The 23499-nt window shown below is 62.0% G+C and carries 18 protein-coding genes; 11 read left to right on the top strand and 7 right to left on the bottom strand.

Features of this window, described 5'->3' with window-relative positions:
- Positions 1 to 64: 64 nt before the first annotated feature.
- Genes SH809_16695 through SH809_16685 form a run of 3 tightly spaced genes read left to right on the top strand, consistent with a single transcriptional unit; the run spans position 65 to position 6406 of the window.
- Positions 65 to 2059 (top strand): M1 family metallopeptidase, encoded by a 1995-nt coding sequence (locus SH809_16695; protein ID MDZ4701353.1) that lies wholly within the window; start codon positions 65 to 67, stop codon positions 2057 to 2059.
- A 39-nt stretch (positions 2060 to 2098) separates the two neighbouring features.
- Positions 2099 to 2998, top strand: coding sequence for a hypothetical protein (locus SH809_16690; GenBank protein MDZ4701352.1), 900 nt, complete (start codon positions 2099 to 2101; stop codon positions 2996 to 2998).
- Between the two features lie 30 nt (positions 2999 to 3028).
- Entirely contained in the window at positions 3029 to 6406 is a 3378-nt protein-coding gene (locus SH809_16685; GenBank protein MDZ4701351.1) for a HEAT repeat domain-containing protein, read from the top strand.
- A 135-nt stretch (positions 6407 to 6541) separates the two neighbouring features.
- Here SH809_16685 and SH809_16680 read toward each other — a convergent pair whose 3' ends face one another.
- From SH809_16680 to SH809_16670, 3 genes are all read right to left on the bottom strand, one after another.
- The gene (locus SH809_16680) at positions 6542 to 6820 is read right to left on the bottom strand and encodes a hypothetical protein (protein MDZ4701350.1); all 279 of its coding nucleotides are present in this window, start codon (positions 6818 to 6820) and stop codon (positions 6542 to 6544) included.
- Positions 6821 to 7025: 205 nt separating this feature from the next.
- Entirely contained in the window at positions 7026 to 8528 is a 1503-nt protein-coding gene (gene rpoN, locus SH809_16675; GenBank protein MDZ4701349.1) for an RNA polymerase factor sigma-54, read from the bottom strand.
- A 15-nt stretch (positions 8529 to 8543) separates the two neighbouring features.
- The gene (locus tag SH809_16670) at positions 8544 to 9140 is read right to left on the bottom strand and encodes a DUF3109 family protein (protein MDZ4701348.1); all 597 of its coding nucleotides are present in this window, start codon (positions 9138 to 9140) and stop codon (positions 8544 to 8546) included.
- Between the two features lie 196 nt (positions 9141 to 9336).
- Here SH809_16670 and ruvB point away from each other — a divergent pair, with 196 nt between their 5' ends.
- A complete protein-coding gene (gene ruvB / locus SH809_16665) occupies positions 9337 to 10350 on the top strand; it encodes a Holliday junction branch migration DNA helicase RuvB (GenBank protein MDZ4701347.1) in 1014 nt (337 codons plus the stop codon).
- A 135-nt stretch (positions 10351 to 10485) separates the two neighbouring features.
- Positions 10486 to 10845 (top strand): ferredoxin FdxA, encoded by a 360-nt coding sequence (gene fdxA, locus SH809_16660; protein ID MDZ4701346.1) that lies wholly within the window; start codon positions 10486 to 10488, stop codon positions 10843 to 10845.
- 77 nt (positions 10846 to 10922) lie between these two features.
- Here the strand turns inward: fdxA and SH809_16655 are convergent, their stop codons facing one another.
- The 3 genes from SH809_16655 to metK form a co-directional block, all read right to left on the bottom strand.
- Positions 10923 to 12200: an adenosylhomocysteinase gene (locus SH809_16655; protein ID MDZ4701345.1), complete on the bottom strand. Its 1278-nt coding sequence runs from the start codon at positions 12198 to 12200 to the stop codon at positions 10923 to 10925.
- A gap of 156 nt (positions 12201 to 12356) precedes the next feature.
- Positions 12357 to 16517, bottom strand: coding sequence for a T9SS type A sorting domain-containing protein (locus tag SH809_16650; protein ID MDZ4701344.1), 4161 nt, complete (start codon positions 16515 to 16517; stop codon positions 12357 to 12359).
- Positions 16518 to 16540: 23 nt separating this feature from the next.
- Positions 16541 to 17710, bottom strand: a complete 1170-nt coding sequence (metK, locus tag SH809_16645; GenBank protein MDZ4701343.1) for a methionine adenosyltransferase — start codon at positions 17708 to 17710, stop codon at positions 16541 to 16543.
- 441 nt (positions 17711 to 18151) lie between these two features.
- On the opposite strand from metK, the gene SH809_16640 reads away from it, so the two are divergent.
- The 3 genes from SH809_16640 to fabF all read left to right on the top strand — a co-directional run bounded on the left by SH809_16640 (position 18152) and on the right by fabF (position 20501).
- Entirely contained in the window at positions 18152 to 18742 is a 591-nt protein-coding gene (locus SH809_16640) for a hypothetical protein (GenBank protein ID MDZ4701342.1), read from the top strand.
- A 168-nt stretch (positions 18743 to 18910) separates the two neighbouring features.
- A complete protein-coding gene (locus SH809_16635; protein MDZ4701341.1) occupies positions 18911 to 19147 on the top strand; it encodes an acyl carrier protein in 237 nt (78 codons plus the stop codon).
- A 91-nt stretch (positions 19148 to 19238) separates the two neighbouring features.
- Positions 19239 to 20501: a beta-ketoacyl-ACP synthase II gene (gene fabF, locus SH809_16630; GenBank protein MDZ4701340.1), complete on the top strand. Its 1263-nt coding sequence runs from the start codon at positions 19239 to 19241 to the stop codon at positions 20499 to 20501.
- A gap of 14 nt (positions 20502 to 20515) precedes the next feature.
- Here fabF and SH809_16625 read toward each other — a convergent pair whose 3' ends face one another.
- Positions 20516 to 20809 carry a DUF721 domain-containing protein gene (locus tag SH809_16625; protein MDZ4701339.1) on the bottom strand — a complete coding sequence of 98 codons (294 nt, stop codon included), beginning with the start codon at positions 20807 to 20809 and terminating at the stop codon, positions 20516 to 20518.
- A 201-nt stretch (positions 20810 to 21010) separates the two neighbouring features.
- On the opposite strand from SH809_16625, the gene SH809_16620 reads away from it, so the two are divergent.
- The 3 genes from SH809_16620 to SH809_16610 all read left to right on the top strand — a co-directional run.
- Positions 21011 to 22435, top strand: a complete 1425-nt coding sequence (locus SH809_16620) for a TolC family protein (protein ID MDZ4701338.1) — start codon at positions 21011 to 21013, stop codon at positions 22433 to 22435.
- Between the two features lie 82 nt (positions 22436 to 22517).
- Entirely contained in the window at positions 22518 to 23114 is a 597-nt protein-coding gene (locus SH809_16615) for an ABC transporter substrate-binding protein (GenBank protein ID MDZ4701337.1), read from the top strand.
- 97 nt (positions 23115 to 23211) lie between these two features.
- On the top strand, positions 23212 to 23499 hold a 288-nt coding region (locus SH809_16610; GenBank protein MDZ4701336.1), incomplete at its 3' end, for a hypothetical protein.

Below are 23499 nucleotides of genomic sequence, written 5' to 3'. Positions count from 1 at the left end.
TCACGCGCCGTTTCATGTGGCGCTGCCGGCTGTTTCCGTCGGCTTTTCACCCAACGCAAGTTGTATGCATAAGGTTCATGGCGCCGGCGTGCGCGCCTTCAAAATCGCCTTTGGACTCGGACTCGTGTGCTTCGTCAGCATCCCGGCCGCGGCGCAGACGATCCACGATAGCCCCCTCAGCGAACGACGCGTCGCCTATGAGATGGAAGTCACCCTCGATCCCTCCACCCGGTCGATCGAGGGCCGGCAACGGGTCACCTGGCGCAACCCGGATTCCGTCCCGGTCGGCGAACTCCAGTTCCACCTCTACCTGAACGCCTTCCGAGACTCCACCAGTACGTTCATGAAGGAAAGCGGCGGCCGGCACCGCGGCTTCTCCGCCGACGGCGAGGAACGCTGGGGAGGGATCGACATCAACCGGATGCAGATCGTCCGCAACACCCCCGGCGACGCCGGCCCACTCGGCGCCGCTCCGGAATCGATCGACCTCACCGACGCCATCACGTTCATCCATCCGGACGACGACAACACGCAGGATCGCACGGTCGTTTCCGTCCAACTCCCCGAACCCGTCGCCCCTGGCGCCGAGATCACGCTGGATATCGACTTCACCTCCCGCATGCCGCAGATCTTCGCGCGCACCGGCTGGGAACGCAAGGACAACGACAGCCTGTTCTTCATGGTCGCCCAGTGGTTTCCCAAACTCGGCGTCTACGAAGTCCCAGGCCAGCGCTATGTGCCGGCCGACGCCCCCGCCGGCCAGTGGAATACCCACCAGTTCCACGCCAATAGCGAGTTCTACGCGGACTTCGGCACCTACGAAGTCTCCCTCACGGCGCCCGAACATTACCGCATCGGCGCCACGGGTAAACAGGTGGGCGAGGTCATCCTGAACGGCCAGAAACAGGTCACCTACCGCGCCGACGATGTGCACGATTTCGCCTGGACGGCCAGCGGCGACCTGCTCGAATTCACCGACCAGTGGCGCCACGTCGCCATCAAACTCCTCATCCAACCCGAACACCGCGCCCAGGTCCAGCGCCACTTCGACGCCGCGAAAGTCGCGCTCGACTACTACGACCAGTGGCTCGGCGAATACCCCTATGACACCCTTACGCTGGTCGACGGCATCGGCGGCAGCAACGGCATGGAGTACCCCACCCTCATCACCTGCGGCACGTTCTATATGCTGCCCGAATGGGCGCGCCCACTCGAACTGGTGACGATTCACGAATTTGGACACCAGTACTTCTATGGCCTCCTCGCCAGCAACGAGTTCGAGGAATCGTGGATGGACGAAGGGATGAACTCCTACATCGAAATGCGCATCATGGATACGCACTACGGGCGCGGCTCGGTGATGGACATCCCTGGCATTGAACTGAGCGACGGCGAGGTGCAGCGCATGAGCTACCTCAAAAACAATCCTTCCAGCGGCCCCATGTTCGCAAAAACCTGGGAGATGTCATCATCCGACTACGGAAAAGCCTCCTACGCCAAGCCGGCTGTCGTGCTCGCCACGCTCGAACGCTACCTCGGCTGGGACGCCATGCAGCGCATCCTGCATACCTACTACGAACGCTGGCGGTTCAAGCATCCCACGACGCGCGACTTCATCGCGATCGTCGAGGAGGTCGCCGGCCAGCCCATGACCTGGTTTTTCGATCCCTACGTGTACGGCACCGCCGTGGTCGACTACGCGGTCGACGCGATCGTCAACACCCCGCCGACGGAAGACGGCGGGCGCTACCAGAGCGTGGCGACGCTCCTCCGAAAGGACAACGGCGTATTCCCTCAAGTCGTCCGCGTGCGCTTCGCCGACGGCTCCGTCGAGGACGTGGCCTGGGACGGACAGGGAGCGAAACACGAGCTGTCGTTCAACCGAGACACGCCCATCGCGGAAGTATTTATCGACCCCGACCACATCGTATGGCTCGATGTCGATCGCCTGAACAACCGCCGGCTCGTTGAACCCGAAACCACCTACGCCCGCCGGCAGCAGTTCAACGCGACCGTCTGGCTCCAACAACTGTTTTATCTGTTCGGCGGCCTGTTCTAACACCCCCCCCGATCGACTCCTCAAGCTCGTTTCATCCCTATGTCGAATCCTGTATCGACCAGCATCCGAGCCGGACTGGACGATGCCCGCCGGCGTCCGACGCTGGTACTGCTCGTCTATGCCGTCAACCTCGTCAGCGCGCTCCTCCTCTCGTTCCCCCTTTACCAACTGCTGGTCGACAGCATCGGTCAGAGCGGATTCGGGGACCAGAAGCTCCTCGATTTCGACATCCTGCTCTGGCAAGAGGCACTCGTTCAGATCGGTCCCAGCCTGGACGCCGTAGCGCTCCAGTTGCTCTGGCTCATCCCGCTTTATATGGCGTGGCGCGTCGTCGCCGGCGTCGGGCTCGTCTACGCCCTGCAACAGGGCGGCACGTGGCCTTTCTGGCGCGGCGTCGGCCGGTATGCGCCGCGTGGGATCCTGCTAGCGCTCATCTGGCTGCTGATTCGCATCCTGATCGGCAGCGTCGTCGTCGTAGCTTCGAGCGCACTAGCGGCCGCCTGGAGCGGCGAGGTCGGTACATTCTGGACGTTTTTCGTGATCCGCCCCACCCTGCTGATCACCGGTATGGCGATGGTCGATCTGTTCGAACGTTACGGGCGGCTGGCCCTGGTCGTCCGCCATGAGCGCACCCTGTCGGCGTTTGCAACCGGGGCTGTGTGGCCCTTCCGACACGGCAGCGCCAGCGTGCTGTACCTGTTCTGGTTTTTTGTTGCCCTCGCCATCCTCGCCGTCCCGACGCTTATCGGCGCCCAGGGCGCATCCTCCGCCGCCGGCGTGTGGGTCGCCTTTTTGCTCCAGCAAGGGCTCCTCCTCGTACGAGCGGCCGTTACGGTGGCGTGGGCCGGTAGCGAAGTAGCGCTCTTCGAGCGTGTCTGGATGGCCGCGCCATCTGCTGTCGTCGCCGGCGCCCCCGAAGCGGGGCCGGCCATCGCCTGATTTTTTTATCCCCCAACCTCCCTCGCTCCGATGCGTCACTTCCTGCCGGGCGCCCTGCTGGCGTCGCTCCTACTCGCTGCCTGTTCGTCCGAGCCGGCCGTCCCCCTCCAGATAACAACCCTCGACCCCGACGCGGCGAAACTCGAGGCGGACTCCATCCTCGCCACCGCCAGCGTCCAGCTCGCCGACGGGCTCTCCCTCTCCCTCTGGGCTTCCGAACGGCTCATGGCGGACCCGATCGCGCTCGCCTTCGACAACCGCGGTGGCGCCTACATCACCCGTACCCACCGGATAGAACACTCTGAATTCGACATCCGTGGCTATCGCGAATGGATGATCGAGTCAATCAGCTGGCAATCCCCGGAAGACCGGCGCACCTTCCTGCATCGTGAGCTCGCACCCGAACGGAGCGCCGAGAACAGCTGGTTCCCCGACCTGAATGGCGATGGCTCCCACGACTGGCGCGACCTCACCGTCGAGCAGGAGGAAATCTACCGGATCGAAGATACCTCCGGTGATGGCGTGGCGGACCGGTCCCAGCGGTACGTGGCCGGCTTCAACACCGAAATCTCCGACCTCGCTGGCGCCGTCATGCCCTTCCGCGACGATGTCTACCTGGGTGTCGCGCCGGATCTGTGGCGATTGACAGACACCTCCGGCGATGGCCAGGCCGATGAGATGACCTCCATCAGCCACGGCTACGCCGTCCACATCGGCTTCGGCGCTCACGGCATGTCCGGACTGACCGTCGGCCCCGACGGCCGCATCTACTGGTCCATCGGCGACATCGGCCTGAATGTGACCGGGCCCGATGGAAAGGCCTGGGCCTATCCCAACCAGGGCGCCATCCTCCGCTCGGAGCCCGACGGCAGCGGCTTCGAGGTCTTCGCCGCCGGCCTCCGTAATACCCACGAGTTTGTCTTCGACGCCTTCGGCAACCTCATCACGGTCGACAACGACGGCGACCACCCCGGCGAGCACGAGCGGCTCGTCCACCTCATCGAGGGGTCGGATAGCGGATGGCGCACTAACTGGCAGTTCGGCAAATACATCGACCCGGACAACAACGCTTACAAGGTCTGGATGGATGAGTCGCTCTACAAGCCCCGCTTCGAGGGCCAGGCGGCCTACATCCTCCCGCCGCTCGCGGCCTACCACAGTGGGCCGGCCGGCATGGTCTACAACCCGGGTACGGGCCTCGGCGAGGCCTGGAAGGACCGGTTCTTCGTGGCCGAGTTCACCGGTTCGCCGGCGCGTTCCCGCATCTTTGCCTTTTCCCTCAACCCGCGTGGCGCGTCGTTCGAACTCGACCAGGACACGGAGGTCTCGCGAGGCATCCTCACGTCGGGGCTCGACTTCGGCCCGGACGGCGCCCTGTATGCCGCCGACTGGATCGACGGATGGGGCCCCAAAGACGCCGGCCGGATCTGGAAGATCGATACCAACTCCCCGCATCCGCTCCGCGACGAAACCCGGCAGTTGCTCCTGGAGGATTTCGAGGAAATGGACGAGGAGCGCCTCGCCGGCCTCCTCGGGCACGCGGACATGCGTGTCCGCCTCGAAGCGCAGTTCGCTCTCGCCGCCGCTGGCAACGCCGGCTTTGAGACGCTACGCATCGCCGCAAACGACGCCGACGCGCTCCAGAGCCGCGTCCACGGCATCTGGGGGATCGGGCAGATGGCGCGCGCGAACGCCGCGTATGCCGATGCGCTCGTTTCGTTGCTTGGGGATGACGAGGCCGAGATCCGCGCCCAGGCCGCGAAAACGCTCGGAGATGTCCGCCACGCCGCCGCCGCCGAAGCGCTTCGCCCGCTGCTCGCGGACGCCTCACCCCGCGTTCAGCTGTATGCGGCGGAGGCGCTCGGCCGGCTGGCCGATACGGCCGCCGTTCCAGGCCTGCTGGCGATGCTCGAAGCCAATAACGACGTAGATGCCCACCTCCGGCACGCCGGCGTGATCGCCCTGGCCCGCATCGGCGAAGCTGCACCGCTGGTGGCGCTGCGTGATCACCCGTCCCGCGCGCTTCGCATCGCCGCCGTTGTCGCCCTGCGCCGACTGCGCCACGATGGCGTGGCGACCTTCCTGGACGACGCCGATTTATACATCGTCACCGAGGCCGCGCGCGCCATCAACGACGACGGCGGTATCGAGGCCGCGCTGCCGGCACTCGCCGCCCTGCTCGACGAATCGCGATTCACCGAAGAACCGCTGCTCCGGCGCATCATCAACGCCAACAGTCGCGTAGGCGGACCCGAGGCCACCGCCCGTCTCGCGGCCTTTGCCAACCGCCCGGACGCCCCCGAGGCGCTTCGCGTTGAGGCACTCGCCGCACTCGGTGTTTGGGCAACACCCTCGGTCGTGGATCGTGTCGATGGCCTCTATCACGGTCCGGCGCCACGGGATGCGGCGCCGGCTCGCGAGGCGCTGGCGTCGATTTCGTCCCCGTTGCTACAACAGGGCCCTGTTGCCGTGGCGATCGCTACCGCCGAGGCCGTGAGCCGGCTTCAAGACGAATCCGCCTTGCCGGCGCTCCATGAACGGCTGCGCGGTGCACCCGCACCGGAACTCCGAATCGCCGCCCTCCAGGCCCTCAACGCGCTCGGCGATGACGGCCTCGCGAACGCCATCCAACGCGCCCTCTCCGACCGAGCCGAGACCGTTCGCATGACCGCGCTCGGCCTCATACCGGGCGCATCGCTCCCCGGCGCCAGTGTGGCGGAAATGTTATACGCCGTGCTGGACAGGGCTCCGATCCCCGAACAACAGGCCGCCCTACGTGCGCTCGGACTCGTTCCATCCGACCATGCGCGCGATGTGCTGCTGAGACTCTTCGCCCGGCTCAAAAGCGGTGATTGGCGGCCGGAACTCAAACTCGATCTCCTTGAGGCGGCCGAATCACACGGCGCGGACACCCTCGGTGCTCTTGTAGCCGGATACTACGCAAGCCGCGCTTCGGCTGAGCCGCGGATCGCTTTTGAGGACGCCCTCCTGGGCGGCGACGCCACACAAGGCCAGCGGGTCGTGCAGCGCCACGAAGCCGCACAGTGCATGCGATGCCACGCGATTGAGGGGCAGGGTGGCGACATCGGGCCGGACCTGTCCCGGATCGCGTCGACCCTCCAACGCGAACAGATACTCGAAGCGCTGGTCGCTCCAGGCAACCGGATCGCTCCCGGCTACGGGTTGGTCGCATTGACGCTGGATGACGGCCGCGTGGTGCGCGGGACGGTACGGGAAGAAGACGAGGCTACGGTTCGGCTTATCGACGCCGACGGTACGGTGCATGAAGTTCCCACGGCCCGTATTCAGACGCGCGAAACCGGCGCGTCCGCCATGCCTGCGATGGGTCTCATGATGAGCCGGCGCGAACTGCGCGATGTCGTCAGTTATCTGGCGACCCTACGCTAAACGGCCGGGCTGAACCCTGGCCAAACGCCATAAAAAAGACTGCGCCTTACGGGGAGCAGTCGTTTTATCAGGAAAACCCGGCGGCACCAGCCACGAATACCGCCAGATTCCGTTTCCTGGGAAAAATGGGGTGGTTCAGTTAGCGCGCATGGCGCCAAGGAGCGCCTGAATTTCATGTAGGGCCGGCACTTTCATCGCCTCGGCGCCAGTTTCAGCACAGGCGTCCGCGAAATACTTGGCGAGTCCTTCGCGTTCTTCGGGCGTCTCAACGCCTTCGTCGATCGCGTTCATCATGTCGGTCCAGGACGTCTCGGCGATTTTACCAGTAACATATAACGCAAAGAGCCGGGGCAGCGCGGAGTGTTGGCGGAGAGTGTGCTGAGGAGCGGCGTGTTGCCGCGGATGCGTGGTCATACGTGAGCCTCACTAGGTCTTCGGGGGACTGTCGGTCGAATAATTACACAATACTTAAGCAAAGAACGGGCCAGGTCGATACTATCGCACCTGGATCGAAAAAAAGACCCAATCGGTCGGGAGCGAGATGAGCCAGGGCGGAAGCAAGCCGGCCGCGGAAAGACGGGAGCACGAGGGTAGTGAACAGAAGTTGCCAGCCGTGTATTCAGGAGAGTACAATTTCCTTCCGGAGACGCGCCACGGGAATGCCGAGCTGCTCGCGGTATTTGGTGACGGTGCGTCGGGCAATCTGAAAGCCTTTATCTTCCAGCATCTGGGCGATCTTCTGGTCCGACAGCGGCTTTCGCTTTTCTTCGCCGCCGATGATCGTTTCGATAATCGCTTTTACTTCCTTGTTGGAGATCTCCTCGCCACTGTCGGTGGAGAGGCCTTCGGAGAAGAAATATTTCAGTTCGTAGACGCCGAATTCGGTCTGGACATATTTCCCGTTGACGACGCGGCTGACTGTGGAGATGTCCATGCTGATGCGTTCGGCAACGTCTTTGAGGATCATCGGCCGCAGGAAGCCCTCGCCGAACTTGAAGAAGTCCTCCTGGATTTCGACGATGGCGCGCATGACCTTCATCATTGTCTGCCGGCGCTGGTTGATCGAGTTGATGAACCAGCGGGCGGACTCGAGTTTGCCGCGCAGGAACTGCTTGGTTTCCGAGTCGAACGAACTCCCGTTTTTGCGTTCGGGGTTCTTTTTCTCGGCGGAGATCTGATGGAGCATCTGCCGATACTGGCGAGAGATGCGTAATTCCGGCGTATTGCCGCCGTTCAGATTGATGTAAAATTCGCCCTCGACGAACACGACGGAGAAATCCGGCGTGATGTAGTTCTGCGCCGCCGTGAACTCCCCTTCTCCGGGCTTGGGGTTGAGGCGCTGGATGAGATCGAACGCCTCTTTCAGTTCTTCCGACGAGGCGTCAAGGCGTTTCATGATCGCATCGAAATGCTTCATGGTGAACGCCTTATACGCTTTTTCGAGCATCGCGACGGCCACTTCGCGGCCGCGAAGGTCATCGGGAAGGTTGTCGAGCTGAACGAGGAGGCACTCGCGCAGGTCGCGGGCGGCGATGCCGACGGGGTCAAGCCGCTGGACGCGCTGGAGCACCTGTTCGACATCCTCATCCGAAAGCATGAGGCCCTGGTTGAACATGATGTCGTCGATGATCGATTCCAGCGGCCGTCTCAAGTAGCCGTCCTCATCGATCGAACCGATGATCTGTTCCGCGATGAGCAACTCGGTTTCATTAAGATTCAGGAAGGGCAACTGATCAAGAAGGTGTTCGGCCATGGAAACCCGCGCCGGCAGCGGGAATTCGCGATCGTCTTCCTCTTCGCTGTGATCGACCTGCGCCTTGTAGCCATAGAGATCCTCCGCACTGTTCAGGAATTCGTCCCAGTCGTAGTCGTCCTCCTTGTTGATCTGATCTTCTTTCTGGAGTTCGATCTGCTCGATGGAATCGTCGGCGCCTTCCTGCTGCGGCTCCGTTTCTTCCTTGATTTCTTCGTCGTCGCCTTCCTCAAGCAACGGATTGGACTCGAGTTCGGCCTTGATCCGCTGTTCAAGCGCCAGCGTCGGCAGTTGCAGCAACTTGATGTACTGAATCTGCTGCGGCGAAAGCTTCTGCTGAAGCGATTGTCTTTGATGAAGGTTTAGCATCGTGGTCTCCCAAGGTCAACTGTTCGAGTCCCGATGCAAGCCCAGCGTCTTTCGACGCTCGATGCATGCCTCACGGAACTGCTTATACCATTCTTCGCCATACTTGCGCACAAGCGGTTCGCGTAGGAAGTCTATTAGCTGCATGCCAAGCCGCTGCCCATGATGGACAGCCGGGGTGCAAAGGCTGATTTGCTCGTAATTCAGGGCCTCGTAGTCGCCATACCGCTGAATGCGGATCGGGTAGAGGTGGCACGACACGGGCTTTTCGAAGTCGATGCGGCCGGCATGGTACGCCTTTTGAAGGCTGCACTTCGCGATCGGGCCCTCGAAGATGACGAATACACACTCGGCACTATCCACACACTGTGTGGCGTACCGACCTGCTTCTAGCTCTTCCCAGGGGCCATGCTCGTCGATGATCTCGAGGGCTTCGGGCCGCAAATACTTGCGAACCCGGGGCAGTGCCCGCTCCAACTCCGCTCGCTCGTCCGGCTCTAGTGGGGCGCCGGATGTTCCGACAACACAGCACCCGCCCAGGCACGCTCCGAGGTTGCAGGTGAACGGGGCATCGAGCACGTTGTCCGACACTAATACGCTACCTACAGCAAACATAATGCCAAAAGATAAGGTTATAAGGATCGCTTGTCAATGGCCGACACGGTTTCATGAAAATATCTTTTCAGGGCGTCATCGGACAGCGGGTCGCAGTCACCGGAATCAATAAAAGGAAATCCCTATCTTGGGACAAACGCGGGCGTTAGTGGTCGCGCTCTGGCCTTCCTAAACGGCGCTCTTTTAGACAACACGTATGATCTCCCACCGTACCGCCACCGACCCTCGCGAAGAGGATTTCGAGCGCGCGCTCCGGCCCAATCGGTTGGGCGACTTCATCGGGCAGCAGAAGATCAAGGACAACCTGCAGATCTTCATGACGGCGGCCCTGCAACGCAGCGAAACGCTTGACCACGTTCTACTCTCGGGCCCGCCCGGACTTGGAAAAACGACACTCGCTCATATCATCGCCTCCGAAATGGGCGCCGGCCTCAAGTCGACCAGCGGCCCCGTACTCGACAAGCCAGCTAGCATCGCCGGCATCCTCACCAACCTGGAAGAGGGCGACGTCCTCTTCATCGACGAGATCCACCGCCTCAGCCCGATCGTCGAGGAGTACCTGTATTCGGCGATGGAAGACTACAAGATCGACATCGTGATCGACGCCGGCCCCAACGCGCGGAGCGTCCAGATCGCCCTGCCCTCCTTTACACTCGTCGGCGCCACTACCCGAAAAGGCCTGCTGACGGCGCCCCTCCGCGCGCGATTCGGCATCGACTTCCGCTACGACTACTACGACGCCGAACTGCTCCAGCGGATTGTCGTCCGCTCCGCCCAGATCCTGAATCTTGAGATCGATGCGTCCGGCGCCTACGAGATCGCGCGCCGCAGTCGCGGCACCCCGCGCATCGCCAACCGTCTCCTCCGACGCACGCGGGACTTCGCGCAGGTCCAGGGAGACGGCCGCATCACGCGCGCCCTGGCAGACCACGCGTTGAACGCTCTGGACGTCGACACCGAGGGGTTGGACGAAATGGATAAGCGCATTTTGCTCACCCTGATAGAAAAATTTTCCGGCGGGCCGACCGGTCTTTCCAACCTCGCCGTTTCCGCCGGCGAAGAGCCGGGCACCATCGAGGAGGTGTACGAACCCTATCTGATTCTGGAAGGCTTTATCGAACGCACCCCCCGCGGACGTGTCGCCACGCCTCGTGCCTACGCCCACTTCAACCGCATTCCACCGCTCCGCACAGGCGAACTGTTCGAGTGACGCCTCCACCGGATGACAAAACCGGGGCTCGACTTGGTTTCCCTCCGTGCCGGATGTATTTTCCGACCGCCCGTTGAAGGCACCTGTTAATCGTTCCGCACTTACCCAAACCGTCCTACCAGGGAGGATGCTCTTATGCCTTACGTTGTAACCGAGGCCTGTATCAACTGCAAACACACCGACTGCGTCGAGGTCTGCCCGGTCGATTGTTTTTATGAAGGGCCCAATTTCCTGGTGATCCACCCCGACGAATGCATCGACTGCAATGCCTGCGTCCCGGTCTGCCCGGTCGAGGCCATCTATGCCGATGACGAGCTACCGGAGCACCTCAAGCACTACTCCGAATGGAATAGCTATCTGGCCAACCAGTGGCAGAGCCAGGGCCACAATGTCACCTCCAAGAGCGACCCCATGCCCGATGCCAGCACGTGGGCAACAAAAGAGAAATCAGAGCAGGATATCCTGACCTGGGAATCCGGGGAACAGCCAGATTAACGCAACCACCAGCTACACAAAAGCCGCGACGGATTGCCCGCCGCGGCTTTTTTATCGAGCTTGATCCCAAAGATCGATCAGGTGCCGGCGGCGTAGTCTGTCGCGTAGGCTACCTGCTCCTCGGTCAGTGAATCGATCGAAAGACCCATCGTCTCCAGCTTGACGCTGGCGATCTCCTGGTCCAATTCCTGCGGCAGGTCGTACACGATCGGCTGCAACGCATCGCCCCGCTCATGGGCCTGAACGAGCGTCAGGTGCGCCATGAACTGATTGGCGAAGCTCATGTCCATCACCTCCGACGGATGCCCTTCCGCCGCCGCGAGGTTCACCAGACGGCCGTCGGCGAGCACGTAGACGCGCCGGCCATTTTCCAGCGTGTACTCCCGGTTGTTGGCGCGAATGACGCGGGTATCTTTCGACAACTCGGCCAGCTCCTTCAGATTGAGTTCGAAATCGTAATGCCCCGTGTTACACACGATGGCGCCGTCTTTCATCTTCGCGAAATGCCGACCTCGCACCACGTCGCTCATGCCCGTCGCCGTGATGAAGATGTCCCCTACCTTCGCCGCGTCCTCCATCGTCATCACACTGTTGCCCTCCAGGATCGCCTTCAGCGCCGCCGTGGGCTTCACCTCGGTGACAATCACGTTGGCGCCCAGGCCTTTCGCGCGCATCGCCACGCCGCGGCCGCAGTGGCCGTAGCCGGCGACGACGACATTCTTGCCGGCGATCAACACACTCGTTGCCCGCAACACCCCGTCGAGGGTGCTCTGACCCGTCCCGTAGACGTTGTCAAAGTCCCACTTCGTCTCGGCGTCGTTCACGGCATACACGGGATACAACATCTTGCCGTCAGCCGCCATCGCACGGAGGCGGTGGACGCCGGTCGTGGTCTCCTCACTGCCGCCGATGATGGTGTCGGCTTTCTCCGGGAACCGGTTGTGGACGGTGAAGATAAGGTCGGCGCCGTCGTCCAGCGTGAGGTGCGGGGTTTTGTCGATCGTCCGATCGATGCACCAGTAGAATTCTTCCGTGTTCATGCCATGCCAGGCATAAATCTCAATGCCGGATTTCGCGAGGGCCGCCGCAACTTCGTCGTTGGTACTGAGTGGATTGCAGCCGCTCCACGCCACTTCCGCGCCACAGGCGGCGAGCGTTTCGATCAGCACCGCCGTTTCCTTCGTCACGTGCAGGCAGCCCGTGATCTTGTATCCTTTGAAGGGCTTGGCGGCGGCATACTTATCACGCAGCCGCATCAGCACGGGCATGCGGCTCTCGGCCCACTCGATGCGCATGCGGCCGGCATCGGCGAGGCTCAGGTCGCGTACTTTATAGGCTCCTTGTTTGTAGTCCATGATCTTCCTTTCGAGGGTAGTTTTTATGCCAATGAGCGGCCGGCCGCGTAATTGCCACGAGGACGCTCCTAAATCGCGGTGTAAACAGTAGCCGTGCAAGTGAGGTTGCGCGGCCTCGAAAAATAAATTAAAGCGCCTCCGATCGCAGACCCATCCTCACCGGGCCACGACCATCCGCTCCACCCGGCTACCCATCGGCGTATCGAGGCGGAGAAGATACACGCCGCTGGCGAGTTCGCCAGCATCAAACAAATGTGTATAGGTACCCGCGGACTGGTTGGCGTCGACCAGGCGTGCGCGCAGGCGCCCGAGCATGTCATACACGGCAAGCCCAACACGGACGTCGTCGGGGATCGTATAGCCGATCGTGGTCGAGGCGGCAAATGGATCCGGGTAGTTGGCGTGTAATGCCAGTTCGCGTGGAATCTCAAATCCCCCATTAACAGGATCCAGCGTAGCATAACGCAGGGTAGCCGCGCTCAGCTGCCAGACTTCCGTCTCGTCGAACACCCCCGCGGCGGCATCAAGCCGCACGATCAGTTGCCGGCCACGACGATCCATCAAATCGAATGTCGCTTGCTGCAGACCTTCCGCCCCACCCCGAAACACTGGCTCGCCGGCGAGGGGCCCTTCGGTTAACGACTCACCATACCCGCCCACCGGTTCGAGCAGGTCCCACGTGGCGCCCCCATCCTCCGAAACCTTCACGTTCATCCCCCGGCTCTCGTCCATCAAAAAGGATACGCGGTACAGGAAGAGCAGCGATAGTTGATCGACATTCGACGGCAGGTCTTGCCTGGCGAACACAAGGCTGGAGAGCACTGGCGCCGCATCGTTGCTCTCCACCACCCAGTCCGTCCCCTCTCGGCGCCATACCCCGGTGGCCACCGCATCCACGGCCAGGTCAATGGCCTCCTGCAGGCGGTATTCGACCCTGAACGCCCGTTGACCCAGCGCCGGATAGAGTGCCGTTTTTCCGTCGAAATCCGTCACGCGCACTCGATACACGAGGCTGTCGCCCACCACCATCGAAGCGGCCTCGGCAACTACAAAGGGTGCCTGAAACACCAGCGGGTTCTGCTCGCTCATCACCAGCCGCACACTTCCTTCACTGGCTCCGGCCGCAGTGTAGGCCGTGTAAAGGACCTCAACCGACCGAACGCCCACGTCGTCCGTGGCCTCCACGTATAGATCGGGCAAGGGCTGACCCGGGCCTGGCGACTGGACGGCCGCCGGCAGGACGCCGGCCTGTGGCGGGGCGGTATCCGTAGGAGGCTCCCCGAGAACCGTGATGTCGTCGATATACCAGCCGGCGAATGCACGAGCCTGCTGCTCATTACCATCATCGACGCCGAAGTCGAACCGGATCGACACCTCTTCCGCGATAGGGAGGGCGAATAACGCGCGCTGCCAGCCATAACTGAACCCGCCAAATCCGGGCTCTCCCCCCATTGGATTATTTCGACCCGTGGCAATCGTGCCGTCATAGCCGCCCACGGGCTGGAGTATGACCCACGATACGCCGTTATCCGTCGATGCCTTGACGTTACCGCCATCCCAGAGGGTGGCCAGCGTAGCCCGCCCGGGGCCGGCGGTGCCGTCGTGTTCCGTATCGACATAATGCCAGAACACCAGATAGGTATCGCCCGCCGTACTGACCCTCAGGGACGGCAGTTGGAGGGACGACCGGCCGGCCGCTTCCCCATAAGGGCCCCGCGGGTTGGTGCCCCAGAGCTGGTCGCCTGAATGCGCAAAATGTGTCCCGTACGTAGGTGTATCCATCTGCCAGGATCCATCCGCTTCGACCCCCTCCACCGCCGCCTCAAAGTCGTAATACCGTAACACCCCGCCTTCAGAGACTATCGAGAAGGAGAAGAGGCCATCGGCCGGTAGCGTGCTCGTGTTGGGGACCAGCGCCTGATCGTGGGCAAGGAGCCGGTAAGTGACCACGCTGGCCGGCGACATCGAGGCGACGGATACCGGAAACGCTGCCGAATAGTCATCCTCGCCGGCGACCAGGCCAAACGAAGAGTCGGCTATCACCCGGCCCAGGGGATCGACGATCTGAAACTCGACCGTAAGCGAATCGACCCCCAGATTATCGGTCGACTGCGCAGAAACCGCCGGCGGCCAGTCGGCCAGCGCGACGAGACCGATCGGCTCGTGAGCGATCGTGGGCGGCTCGGTGTCCGGTCCGAGGGTAAAGGCGTACCGCGTTTCCTCCGCGATTGACGGCAGCCGGCTCATGAGGCCCGTTTTGTCGCGCACCTCCACGGCGTAAATGACCGTCCCGGACTCGGCCGGCATGTCGACCGCGCCGACGTAGCGATCGTCGCCCACCGGAGCGAGGGTGAGTTGCTCGGTAAGCGTGCTGCCGAATCCATATTGGATCGTCACCTGGTCGATCTCAGCGGATATCCCCACGGCAGAGACTTCGAAGATGACGGTTCCACCCAGTTGCTCAACCCAGGTGATGGGCGTATGGATCACCAGCGGACTGAAGTTCTGGTGTTCGATGAGCCCGCGTTGATCGAACAGTTCGAACAACAGGTTGACATGTTCGCCGCCGTACAGATCGATATCCGCCTGGACGATCGCCTCGTCCGCATCGCGAAAGGTGACCGGGTGCATCAGATAGGCGTGGGAGGCCAGGTTCAGTCGATCGGTAATCGTACGCCCAAGGACGTCGTATACCGACATCTGCGCAACGGCCCACAACATGCCGTCCGAGTAGATGTCGCAGGCAAACGGGCGGTCGTCACAGTCCGTGGCGGTCGGGTACACGCCCTGGAAGGCAAGTTGCCTGCCGGCCCAGATCGCGCCGTCTCCGCTGTCCCACTTGAAGAACCGCTGCCAGTCGTTTCGCGGGGCAATCCCTTGTTCGGCCAACGAGCGGGCGTACGACGCGGCCCAATAATCCGCCCAGCCCTCATGTAAGGCGCGCCCCTCGGTACCGTCCAACAGCCCGGGAGCGCTTTCCTGGAGAAGCGCATGTCCGTATTCATGCCAGATGACAAACGCATCCTCCGCATCGTCGACGCCGCCGGCCCCAAACGCGATGTAATTCAGGGTAGGATAGAAGCGTGAGTTGTCCTCATTGCCCAGGCCGTGGGGGTTGATCGATATCGCGCGATCCTGGATCGAGCGGCCAATGTCGAGCGACTTGACGTGGCGCTGGCTTTTATCGACATGGTAGTAGACGTTCACCGCCTCGAAGGCGTCATCGGCGCGCCCGTATCGGAAGCCATCCGGTTGAGCTTCGGCGGGAGGATCGTAGACGAGGTTGCCGGCGGGGCTTTCGCCGACGATACGGACGTGCGGTCCATCCAGCCGGTAGAGCCCATCGCCGCCCAGACTGATGTCGGGTAGGTCGACCAGTACGCGCTGGTTGTTGATCTCGGGTACGTCCTCATCATCTGCATCGACGAACGGCAGGGCATACGCGGCGCCGGAGGTCGTGAGGGGATCCGGGTCGAACACATATCCCTGGCCGGGCACACGGGCAATCGAGGGAAGAGGGTTCGAGGGCGCCCGCCTTGATAGGAACGATGGCGAATCGCCGGCGGGATAGGCATGAGCGTGGGTGCTGAGGTCACGGATCTGGATGGGCTCGCCGGTGGCGTCGTCCACCAGAATCTCCCATTCCGCATGACTGACGGCGCCCCAGGCCACGAGCCGCCACGCGAGCCGGAAGGGATCCGGGAGGATGACCGGGCCGGGCGGCGTATGGCGGGCCATGTCGCCGCGCAAGAACCCTCGGGCCAGCGCGACGACATCCTCGGGCGAGAGGATCGGCGCGGGGGCGATGCCCGACGGCGGCGCGAGCGCCGGCGCATAGCCGCTGAGCACCTGGGTGGGTGCGCCACGCGCATCGAGATTGACGCGCACCGTGCGATTGTAGACCGGGATGCCGCGATACACCTGCTGAAAGGTGAGATGACTGCTCCGTTCGCCTACCACCCGACCGATCACCACCAGGTCCTGCAACGACGGATCGAGTCCAAAAGCCCCCGCTTCCCTGGCCAGGTAGCGACGGGCGGATGCTTCCGCGGTACCGTCCAGGAGCGACCCGTCCGCCGGGATCCGGTAGGCGGCGCGCAGCACACCGGAGTCGAGGTCAAGGCGCCCGCCCGGGACGGTTCGTGTGCGAAACCGTGTGAGCGTGTCGGCGAGTGCGAAGCGTTCGGCGGCCGGCGTGGATAGCCTTTCCGCCATCCGGGCACGGCCCGGGCGGACCTGGGCATGCGCACCGGGCGCCGTCGCGAGCGCCACGAGCAGCACCAGCGCGGCCAGCTTCCCGGGCCCACCCCGTCGCAAGCGGTTTTGGCGCCCGAACAGACTCAAGCCAACTGCGCGGCTCCGCGCTTCAGGGTATCGACGCGATCCAACGCTTCCCATGAGAATTCTGAGCGACCGAAGTGACCGTACGCCGCCGTCTGACGATATTTCGGCCTAAGCAGGTCTAGCTGACGAATGATGGAGGTCGGGCGCAGATCGAACGTCTCGCGGACGAGTTGCACCAGCTGCTTGTCGTCAACAACTCCCGTGCCATAGGTGCTGACGTCGATCGACACGGGAGAGGCCACGCCGATGGCGTAGGCGATCTGGACGAGGACTTCCTCGGCCAGGCCGGCGGCGACCAGGTTTTTGGCCACGTGCCGCGCCGCATAAGCGGCCGAGCGGTCGACCTTCGAAGGGTCTTTGCCGCTAAACGCACCACCACCATGGGCGCCACGACCGCCATAGGTATCGACGATGATCTTGCGGCCCGTAAGCCCCGTGTCACCGTGGGGGCCGCCGATGACGAAGCGCCCCGTCGGGTTGACGTGCAGGATGAGATCTTTATCGATCAAATCCGCCGAGATAACACGAGGTAGCAGGATTTCGCGCACATCTTCGTAGATCCGCTTCTGTGAAACCTCCTCATCGTGCTGTGTTGAGACCACCACGGTATGGACTCGGCGCGGGGTGCGGCGGTCATCCTCGTACTCGATCGTGACCTGGCTCTTGGCATCCGGGCGAAGGTACGGCATCAGGTTCGTGTGCTTACGAATGTTCGCCAGTTCGCGGACCAGGCCGTGGGAGAAGACGAGCGTCATCGGCATCAGTTCCTCCGTCTCACAAGAGGCGTAACCAAACATCATGCCCTGGTCGCCCGCGCCCTGCTCGGCATACAGGCCGGCGCCTTCGGTGACCCCCTGGCTGATGTCCGGGCTCTGCTCGTGGATACTGCTCAGCACCGCGCAGGATTCCGCGTCGAAGCGAAGCCGGGGGTCGACATACCCGATTTCCCGAATCACGTCCCGCGCAATCTGCTGCACATCGATATACGCGCTGGTGGTCACTTCTCCGGATAACATGACGAGCCCGGTCGTGACCAGGGTTTCCACGGCGACGCGGCTGCGGGAATCTTGCTCGAGCAACGCATCAAGAATGGCGTCGGAGATCTGATCGGCAACTTTATCCGGATGCCCTTCGGATACGGATTCGGATGTAAAGAGATAAGCCATGCTTAACTGAAACTTGGAGTTAAAGAGGGGGAGTTAAAAATCGTGAAGGTAAAAAAAGAGCGAGGCTCGATCGTTGCGCTCGGCGGCAACCAGGCGATGGCGACATTGCACGACACAGCGGGAACAATGATTCGATCGGGAATACGAATTCGACGCCGCATAAGCCACCCAAAGCAGTACGGGCGAGAGAGGCACACGTGCTGGAAAAAGCGCGTGCCGGCGTGGAACCAAAACGGCATACATATGGCTAGAAGACGGTGATCAACGGCGAACTATGAATTACGCCTCGCCGGCCCACAGGCAGTTGACAATCGCCATGGAAGCGCTTTTCTTTGGTGCTTTCCGTGTCGAGGATTCGTGTTGAGGGCTACTGGGACACAGAACATTGCGAACGGTTTCGGCTTTTCCCTGAGGGGTATAGGCTGAGTAGAATTATATCGTATGCGTACAGAAGGCGTCATCAAAAAGCCGGTACTTCAGGAGGCGGCACAGCTATTTAACCACATTGGCTACAGCGATCGGTATTTTACTGATGTGTGGCGTGCGTGTGTGGACACCGAGACCGAGCGGAGCTGGGCGTTTGAAAATCCCCAGCAGTTTGCGAAGGCCGCCTTTGCGTACGCCGCCGGCCAGTCCGTCGCCCATCTCCACCGGGTGATCGCGGCGCACGCCAGCGCGCCCGACCAACTTGCGGCCATCTTTGACGGCTTCGAGTATCTTTTTTCCCATCCCCCGTTTAAAGGCGGGTGCGCATTGTTTAACGCTCTCAGCGAAGAGGGCATCGATCCGGACATCAAAGCCCAGGCGCGTCGGGAGCTGATGGGTGTTCAGCTCGCCATCGAACACGTCCTCCGCCGCGGCCAGTTGCTGGGCGACTTCGTGCGCACGATCGAGCCTCCTGCGTTTGCCTCGCACATCGTTTGTACGTTGGAAGGGGCCTTCCGACTGAGCCGCGTCTACCAGACAACCACCTACCTCCGTTCGGCGCTCCAGCATCTCCGACGGATGGCTATGATGAATATGTGCGCGTGAGGGGCCCTGGCCCGGGGCGAAACAAACGTTCGTCGCAGGTGATTAAAGCCGCCTGTTTGCACGGCTGTTTGCCCCAGCATTGCTTCTACCGGCGCCCTGGTTTAATTTGGCGCGCTCGCGAATGCGACCCGGCACACACCCACCATACCATCAGCAAGAACGCCTGTTATGTCCGAGATCCAATCTAAAGTCTTCGCCATCGTTGCCGACAAACTTGGCGTCGAGGAAGACAACATCACCATCGAGTCCAACTTCATCAACGACCTGGGCGCCGACTCACTCGACACCGTTGAGCTCATCATGGAGTTCGAGAAGGAGTTTGACGTGACAATTCCCGACGAAGACGCCGAGAAGATCTCCACGGTGGGCCATGCCGTTGCCTATCTGAAAGAAAAAACGAGCTGAATTGGTATCCTGGCCCGGCGCGCCGCTCCCACCCGAAGAGCAGCGCGCCGGGCATTTTTGTCGGCATGGACCAGAACCCGACGGGTGTGTTATGATAAACGAAATGCGCAGGGTCGTCATCACTGGCATGGGCGCCCTCACGCCGATCGGTCTCGATGTCGAGACATTCTGGCAGGGCATGATGGAGGGGAAGAGCGGCGCCGGCCCGATCACCGCGTTTGACGCTTCCGACTATCCTACCCGTTTTGCCTGTGAACTCAAGGGCTTCGACGTCCTGGCGTTCATGGACAAAAAAGCAACGCGCCGGGCCGACCGGTTCACCCAGTTGGCGATCGTCGCGGCCGACCAGGCCATCAAGGACGCCGGCATCGACTCGGCGGCGTTATCTACCGATGATCGCGACGGCACGGCCGTCATCTTCGGCAGCGGCATCGGCGGCCTGCAGACGTTCCAGGAGCAGACGGAAATCTACCTGACACAAGGGCCCAACCGGATCTCCCCGTTCTTCATCCCGATGCTTATCCCGGATATCGCGGCGGGGCATATCTCGATGAAGCACGGTTTCCGGGGCCCGAACTACGCCATCGTCTCCGCCTGCGCCACCGGCAACAACAACATCGGCGACGCCTTCGTGATGATTCAGCGAGGCCTGATCCACGCCGCCGTGTGCGGCGGCAGCGAGGCCGCCGTGAATCCGCTGGGCATCGGGGGCTTCTGCGCCCTGAAGGCGCTCTCGACCCGCAACGACACGCCGGAAACCGCCAGCCGCCCGTTCGACGCCACGCGCGACGGGTTCGTGCTCGGCGAGGGCGCTGGCGCCCTGTACCTCGAGGAACTGGACTTCGCTCTCCAACGCGGCGCGCGTATCTATGCCGAGATCGTCGGCATCGGGCTTTCGGGCGATGCGTACCATCTGACGGCGCCGGACCCCGAGGGCAACGGCGCGCGGCTCGCGATGCTCATGGCCCTCCGCGACGCCGGCATCAAGCCGACGGACGTTGATTATATCAACATGCATGGCACCTCCACCCCGTTGGGCGACGTCGCCGAGTCGAAAGCCATCGAACAGGTCTTCGGAGAACATGCCTACCGCCTGAACGTCTCCTCCACAAAGAGCATGACGGGGCACCTCCTCGGCGCCGCCGGCGCCGTCGAGGCCATCGCCTCCATCCTGGCCACGAAATACGATATCATTCCCCCCACCATCAACTTCAAGGAGAAGGACGAGTCCTGCCGGCTCAACTACACGTTTAATACGCCGCACCGCCGCACCGTTCAGTACGCCGTCAGCAATGCCTTCGGCTTTGGAGGGCACAATACGTCGGTTGTCTTCAAGAAATACGCCGAGGCCTGATTCAACGGTTAACGTTATCGGAAGACGATCTCTTGGACGAGTGCGGTGCCGAGCCGGTCGTTAAGCCGCCGCCGCCATGCATTTCGATGCAGAAAGAGCTCTTGCCGCCACGGGGCGGATGTGACGGTGACGTACAGAATCCCTTTATTTACCCAGACCCGGCCTGTTACGGCATCTATGGGCGCGCCGGCGATTTCGCGCCAGGCATCGACAATGCGCGCATCGTCCAGCTTATGCTCGATCCCGAGCCTTTCGATCAAAGCGCCGAGCACTTCCCCGAGTCGTTGTGGACGATGACTGGATGACATAGCGATGGGCCAGATGGTCTTTTTGTTTACCCGCGCGTTACCTTGAACCCATCGGAGGCGGCTCCGATCCTGAGCCGCCGTGCCATAATCGACCCTGTGGCCGTGTAGTGTAGAGGTCGGGCGTATCGTTTGTGACGGGCAGGCCCCGGTCCATGGCTCAGGTTACAGCTACGGCCACCGTTCATCTTTTTGCTCCCTGTTATGCTGAATCGTGTTCTTCGCCCCCTGATTTGCTCGCTGGCCGTCGCCGTCTTCCTGGCGATGACGCCCGCCGGCGCTGGGGCGCGGCAGCCGGCCGGAGACACGCTCAGCGTATCAGTCACCGAAGCTATCCTTCGCGCCCTGGCAGCCAGCCCGGAGATTGGAGACGTGGCTTCCCAGCGCGATTTTGCCGAAGCCCGCTACGATCTGGCGCGGGCCAGTCGATTCCTGACCGACTTCCGCCTGACGACCGGCCATTCTCTCGCGCCCGGCCTCAAAGGCATCGGCGACACCCCTACCGACGCGTTATACCTCAACCCGGATGTTCGGAACGACTGGAGCAATCTGAGCCCCTACTACCAGATCCAAGCCGAAGTCCTCCAGCCCCTGTACACCTGGGGCGAGTTGAGCGGCAACATCAACGCGGCGCGTCACGGTATCGCCGTCGAAGAGGCATCGGTGGACATCCGCCGCTCGGAGGTGGCATTGCGGACGGGCGAGCTCTATTACAGTCTGCTGCTGACGGATGAATTATACCGACTCACGGATCGCGCCGGTGCTATCGTCGAACAGGCGAAGCGCGAGATCCGCCGGCTGCTGGACGAAGGGGCCGAGGATGTTGATGACGCGGATCTCTTCCAGGTAGAGCTCACCGAGCAGGAGTTCATGCGGCGAGTGGTGGAAGTCACTCAGCGACGGGAGACCGCCCGCACGGCGCTTAAACGGCAGCTATTCCTCCCCGATGGCACCGTCGTCCTGCCCGACACCACCGTGCTCGATCCCATCGATTACGCACCGGAAGAACTGGCGGTGTACTTCGATCAGGCGTTTGCGCACCGACCCGAAATGGCGAAGGCCCGCGCCGGGCTGGCGGCCCGCGAGGCGCTGGTGGGCGTGGCGAGGTCGCACTATTATCCCAAGCTCTTCGCCGGCCTATCGACCAACCTCTCGGGCGCAGAGGGCCGTTTCCGCCAGCCGACGCCGTATGTGGGCGACCCCTTCCGGGGGCGATCCGTGCGGGCCGGCCTGGGGCTGCGCCAGAATCTAAACGTTTTCCAGACTCACGCGCGCGTCGAACAGGCCGAGGCCGAACGGAATCAGGTTCGTTACCAGCAGGAAGGGTTGGAGCAACTCGTGTTGTTCCAGGTAGAAGAAGCCTACCGCAATCTAGTGATCGCCCGCGCCGCGCTCGATGCGCAGACGCAAAGTCTGAGCATCGCCAAAAACTGGCTGCAGGCGGAGTTGGTGAGCTTCGACCTCGACCTTGGCGACACGGAAAACCTCGTCAAGGCCGTTCAAGCCGAATTACAGATCGAGGCTCAGTATTACGAGACCGTGCAGCGATACAATGTCGCGGTGCTCCGCCTGCTCCACGCGGCCGGCATGCTCCTCACGCAGGCGGATGGTGGCACACTCGTTGACTAAATGAGGGTATCCAGCGGGAAATCGACGAGAATCGCCCGTTTCCCCGCATCAGAAACCCTCACCAGCCCTATCGCTCAATACAATGTCTACCATCCTATACACTGCCCTTGCTTTTTTTCTGCTCATCGCCTCGCCGCTGAGGGCGTTCGCGCAGGAAGATGTCGTCCGTAAATTGCTCCTCGATCGGGATCGCGAGATCAAAGCCATGCTTGGCGACAAAGCCGAATTGACGGAGGCCGAGAGCGACGATCTCAAGCAGCTCATCAACGGCCAGATCGACTTCGAGCGTATGGCACGGACAGCGCTTGGTCCTCAGTGGGACCCGCTGACGCCCGAGCAGCGCACGGAATTTGTCAATGTTTTTAGCGAAATTGTCAAAGGCCAATCGCTCGCCGATCTCTCGATTTACCGATTAAAAATGACCGTCGGGAAGATATCGATCGACAGCGACAGCGCCCACGTTGAAACCTCGACCCTCTATAAAGAAAAGCCCATGCAGGTGGCGTACGCGTTGGGCTTCCGCAACGACGAATGGCGTGTCGACGACATCATCCTGGACGGTGTGAGCACGACGGAAGGATATGCCCGCTCGTTCCAGACGTATGTGCGTAAACGCGGGTTCGACGCCTTGTTGGCTAGCTTGCAGAAGAAGCTGGATAAAATGAGTGCTACAGGCTGAGAGACCACGATCTAGTCCCGAGCCGGGGGAGAACCTCGGCAGGGGCGGTGCGTACGTGTGGTTTCCTTCTAGTCAGCTGCCCTAGTTGAAGATTCAGATGTCCACGTTCGAAGAAGGATACGTTTACCACACGTATGGACCGGACCGATACGTTCGCGATGCGGTCGCCTCCGTATTGACCCTGCGACGACACGACACGAGTCGGCCGGTTGCGCTGTATTGCCCGCCGGATCATGTCGAGGTCCTTCAACACTACGGGCTGGATACGCTGTTCGACCACATTGGCGAGCTGCCGGAGGGGAACCGCTCGATCATCGGATTCAAGCACCAGCTGCACCTGTTCATGCCGTTCGAGCGGTCCCTCTTTGTGGACTCGGACATGGTG

This window comes from Rhodothermales bacterium (assembly GCA_034439735.1).
GTDB lineage: Bacteria > Bacteroidota > Rhodothermia > Rhodothermales > JAHQVL01 > JAWKNW01.
Note: the sequence above shows the minus strand (reverse complement) of the source record. Positions and strands in the feature narration are given on the sequence as shown.

Coding starts and splice junctions, on each gene's coding strand:
- SH809_16695 (MDZ4701353.1), top strand. CDS start 65: ATGCATAAGGTTCATGGCGCCGGCGTGCGCGCCTTCAAAATCGCCTTT.
- SH809_16690 (MDZ4701352.1), top strand. CDS start 2,099: ATGTCGAATCCTGTATCGACCAGCATCCGAGCCGGACTGGACGATGCC.
- SH809_16685 (MDZ4701351.1), top strand. CDS start 3,029: ATGCGTCACTTCCTGCCGGGCGCCCTGCTGGCGTCGCTCCTACTCGCT.
- SH809_16680 (MDZ4701350.1), bottom strand. CDS start 6,820: ATGACCACGCATCCGCGGCAACACGCCGCTCCTCAGCACACTCTCCGC.
- rpoN (MDZ4701349.1), bottom strand. CDS start 8,528: ATGCTAAACCTTCATCAAAGACAATCGCTTCAGCAGAAGCTTTCGCCG.
- SH809_16670 (MDZ4701348.1), bottom strand. CDS start 9,140: ATGTTTGCTGTAGGTAGCGTATTAGTGTCGGACAACGTGCTCGATGCC.
- ruvB (MDZ4701347.1), top strand. CDS start 9,337: ATGATCTCCCACCGTACCGCCACCGACCCTCGCGAAGAGGATTTCGAG.
- fdxA (MDZ4701346.1), top strand. CDS start 10,486: ATGCCTTACGTTGTAACCGAGGCCTGTATCAACTGCAAACACACCGAC.
- SH809_16655 (MDZ4701345.1), bottom strand. CDS start 12,200: ATGGACTACAAACAAGGAGCCTATAAAGTACGCGACCTGAGCCTCGCC.
- metK (MDZ4701343.1), bottom strand. CDS start 17,710: ATGGCTTATCTCTTTACATCCGAATCCGTATCCGAAGGGCATCCGGAT.
- SH809_16640 (MDZ4701342.1), top strand. CDS start 18,152: ATGCGTACAGAAGGCGTCATCAAAAAGCCGGTACTTCAGGAGGCGGCA.
- SH809_16635 (MDZ4701341.1), top strand. CDS start 18,911: ATGTCCGAGATCCAATCTAAAGTCTTCGCCATCGTTGCCGACAAACTT.
- fabF (MDZ4701340.1), top strand. CDS start 19,239: ATGATAAACGAAATGCGCAGGGTCGTCATCACTGGCATGGGCGCCCTC.
- SH809_16625 (MDZ4701339.1), bottom strand. CDS start 20,809: ATGTCATCCAGTCATCGTCCACAACGACTCGGGGAAGTGCTCGGCGCT.
- SH809_16620 (MDZ4701338.1), top strand. CDS start 21,011: ATGCTGAATCGTGTTCTTCGCCCCCTGATTTGCTCGCTGGCCGTCGCC.
- SH809_16615 (MDZ4701337.1), top strand. CDS start 22,518: ATGTCTACCATCCTATACACTGCCCTTGCTTTTTTTCTGCTCATCGCC.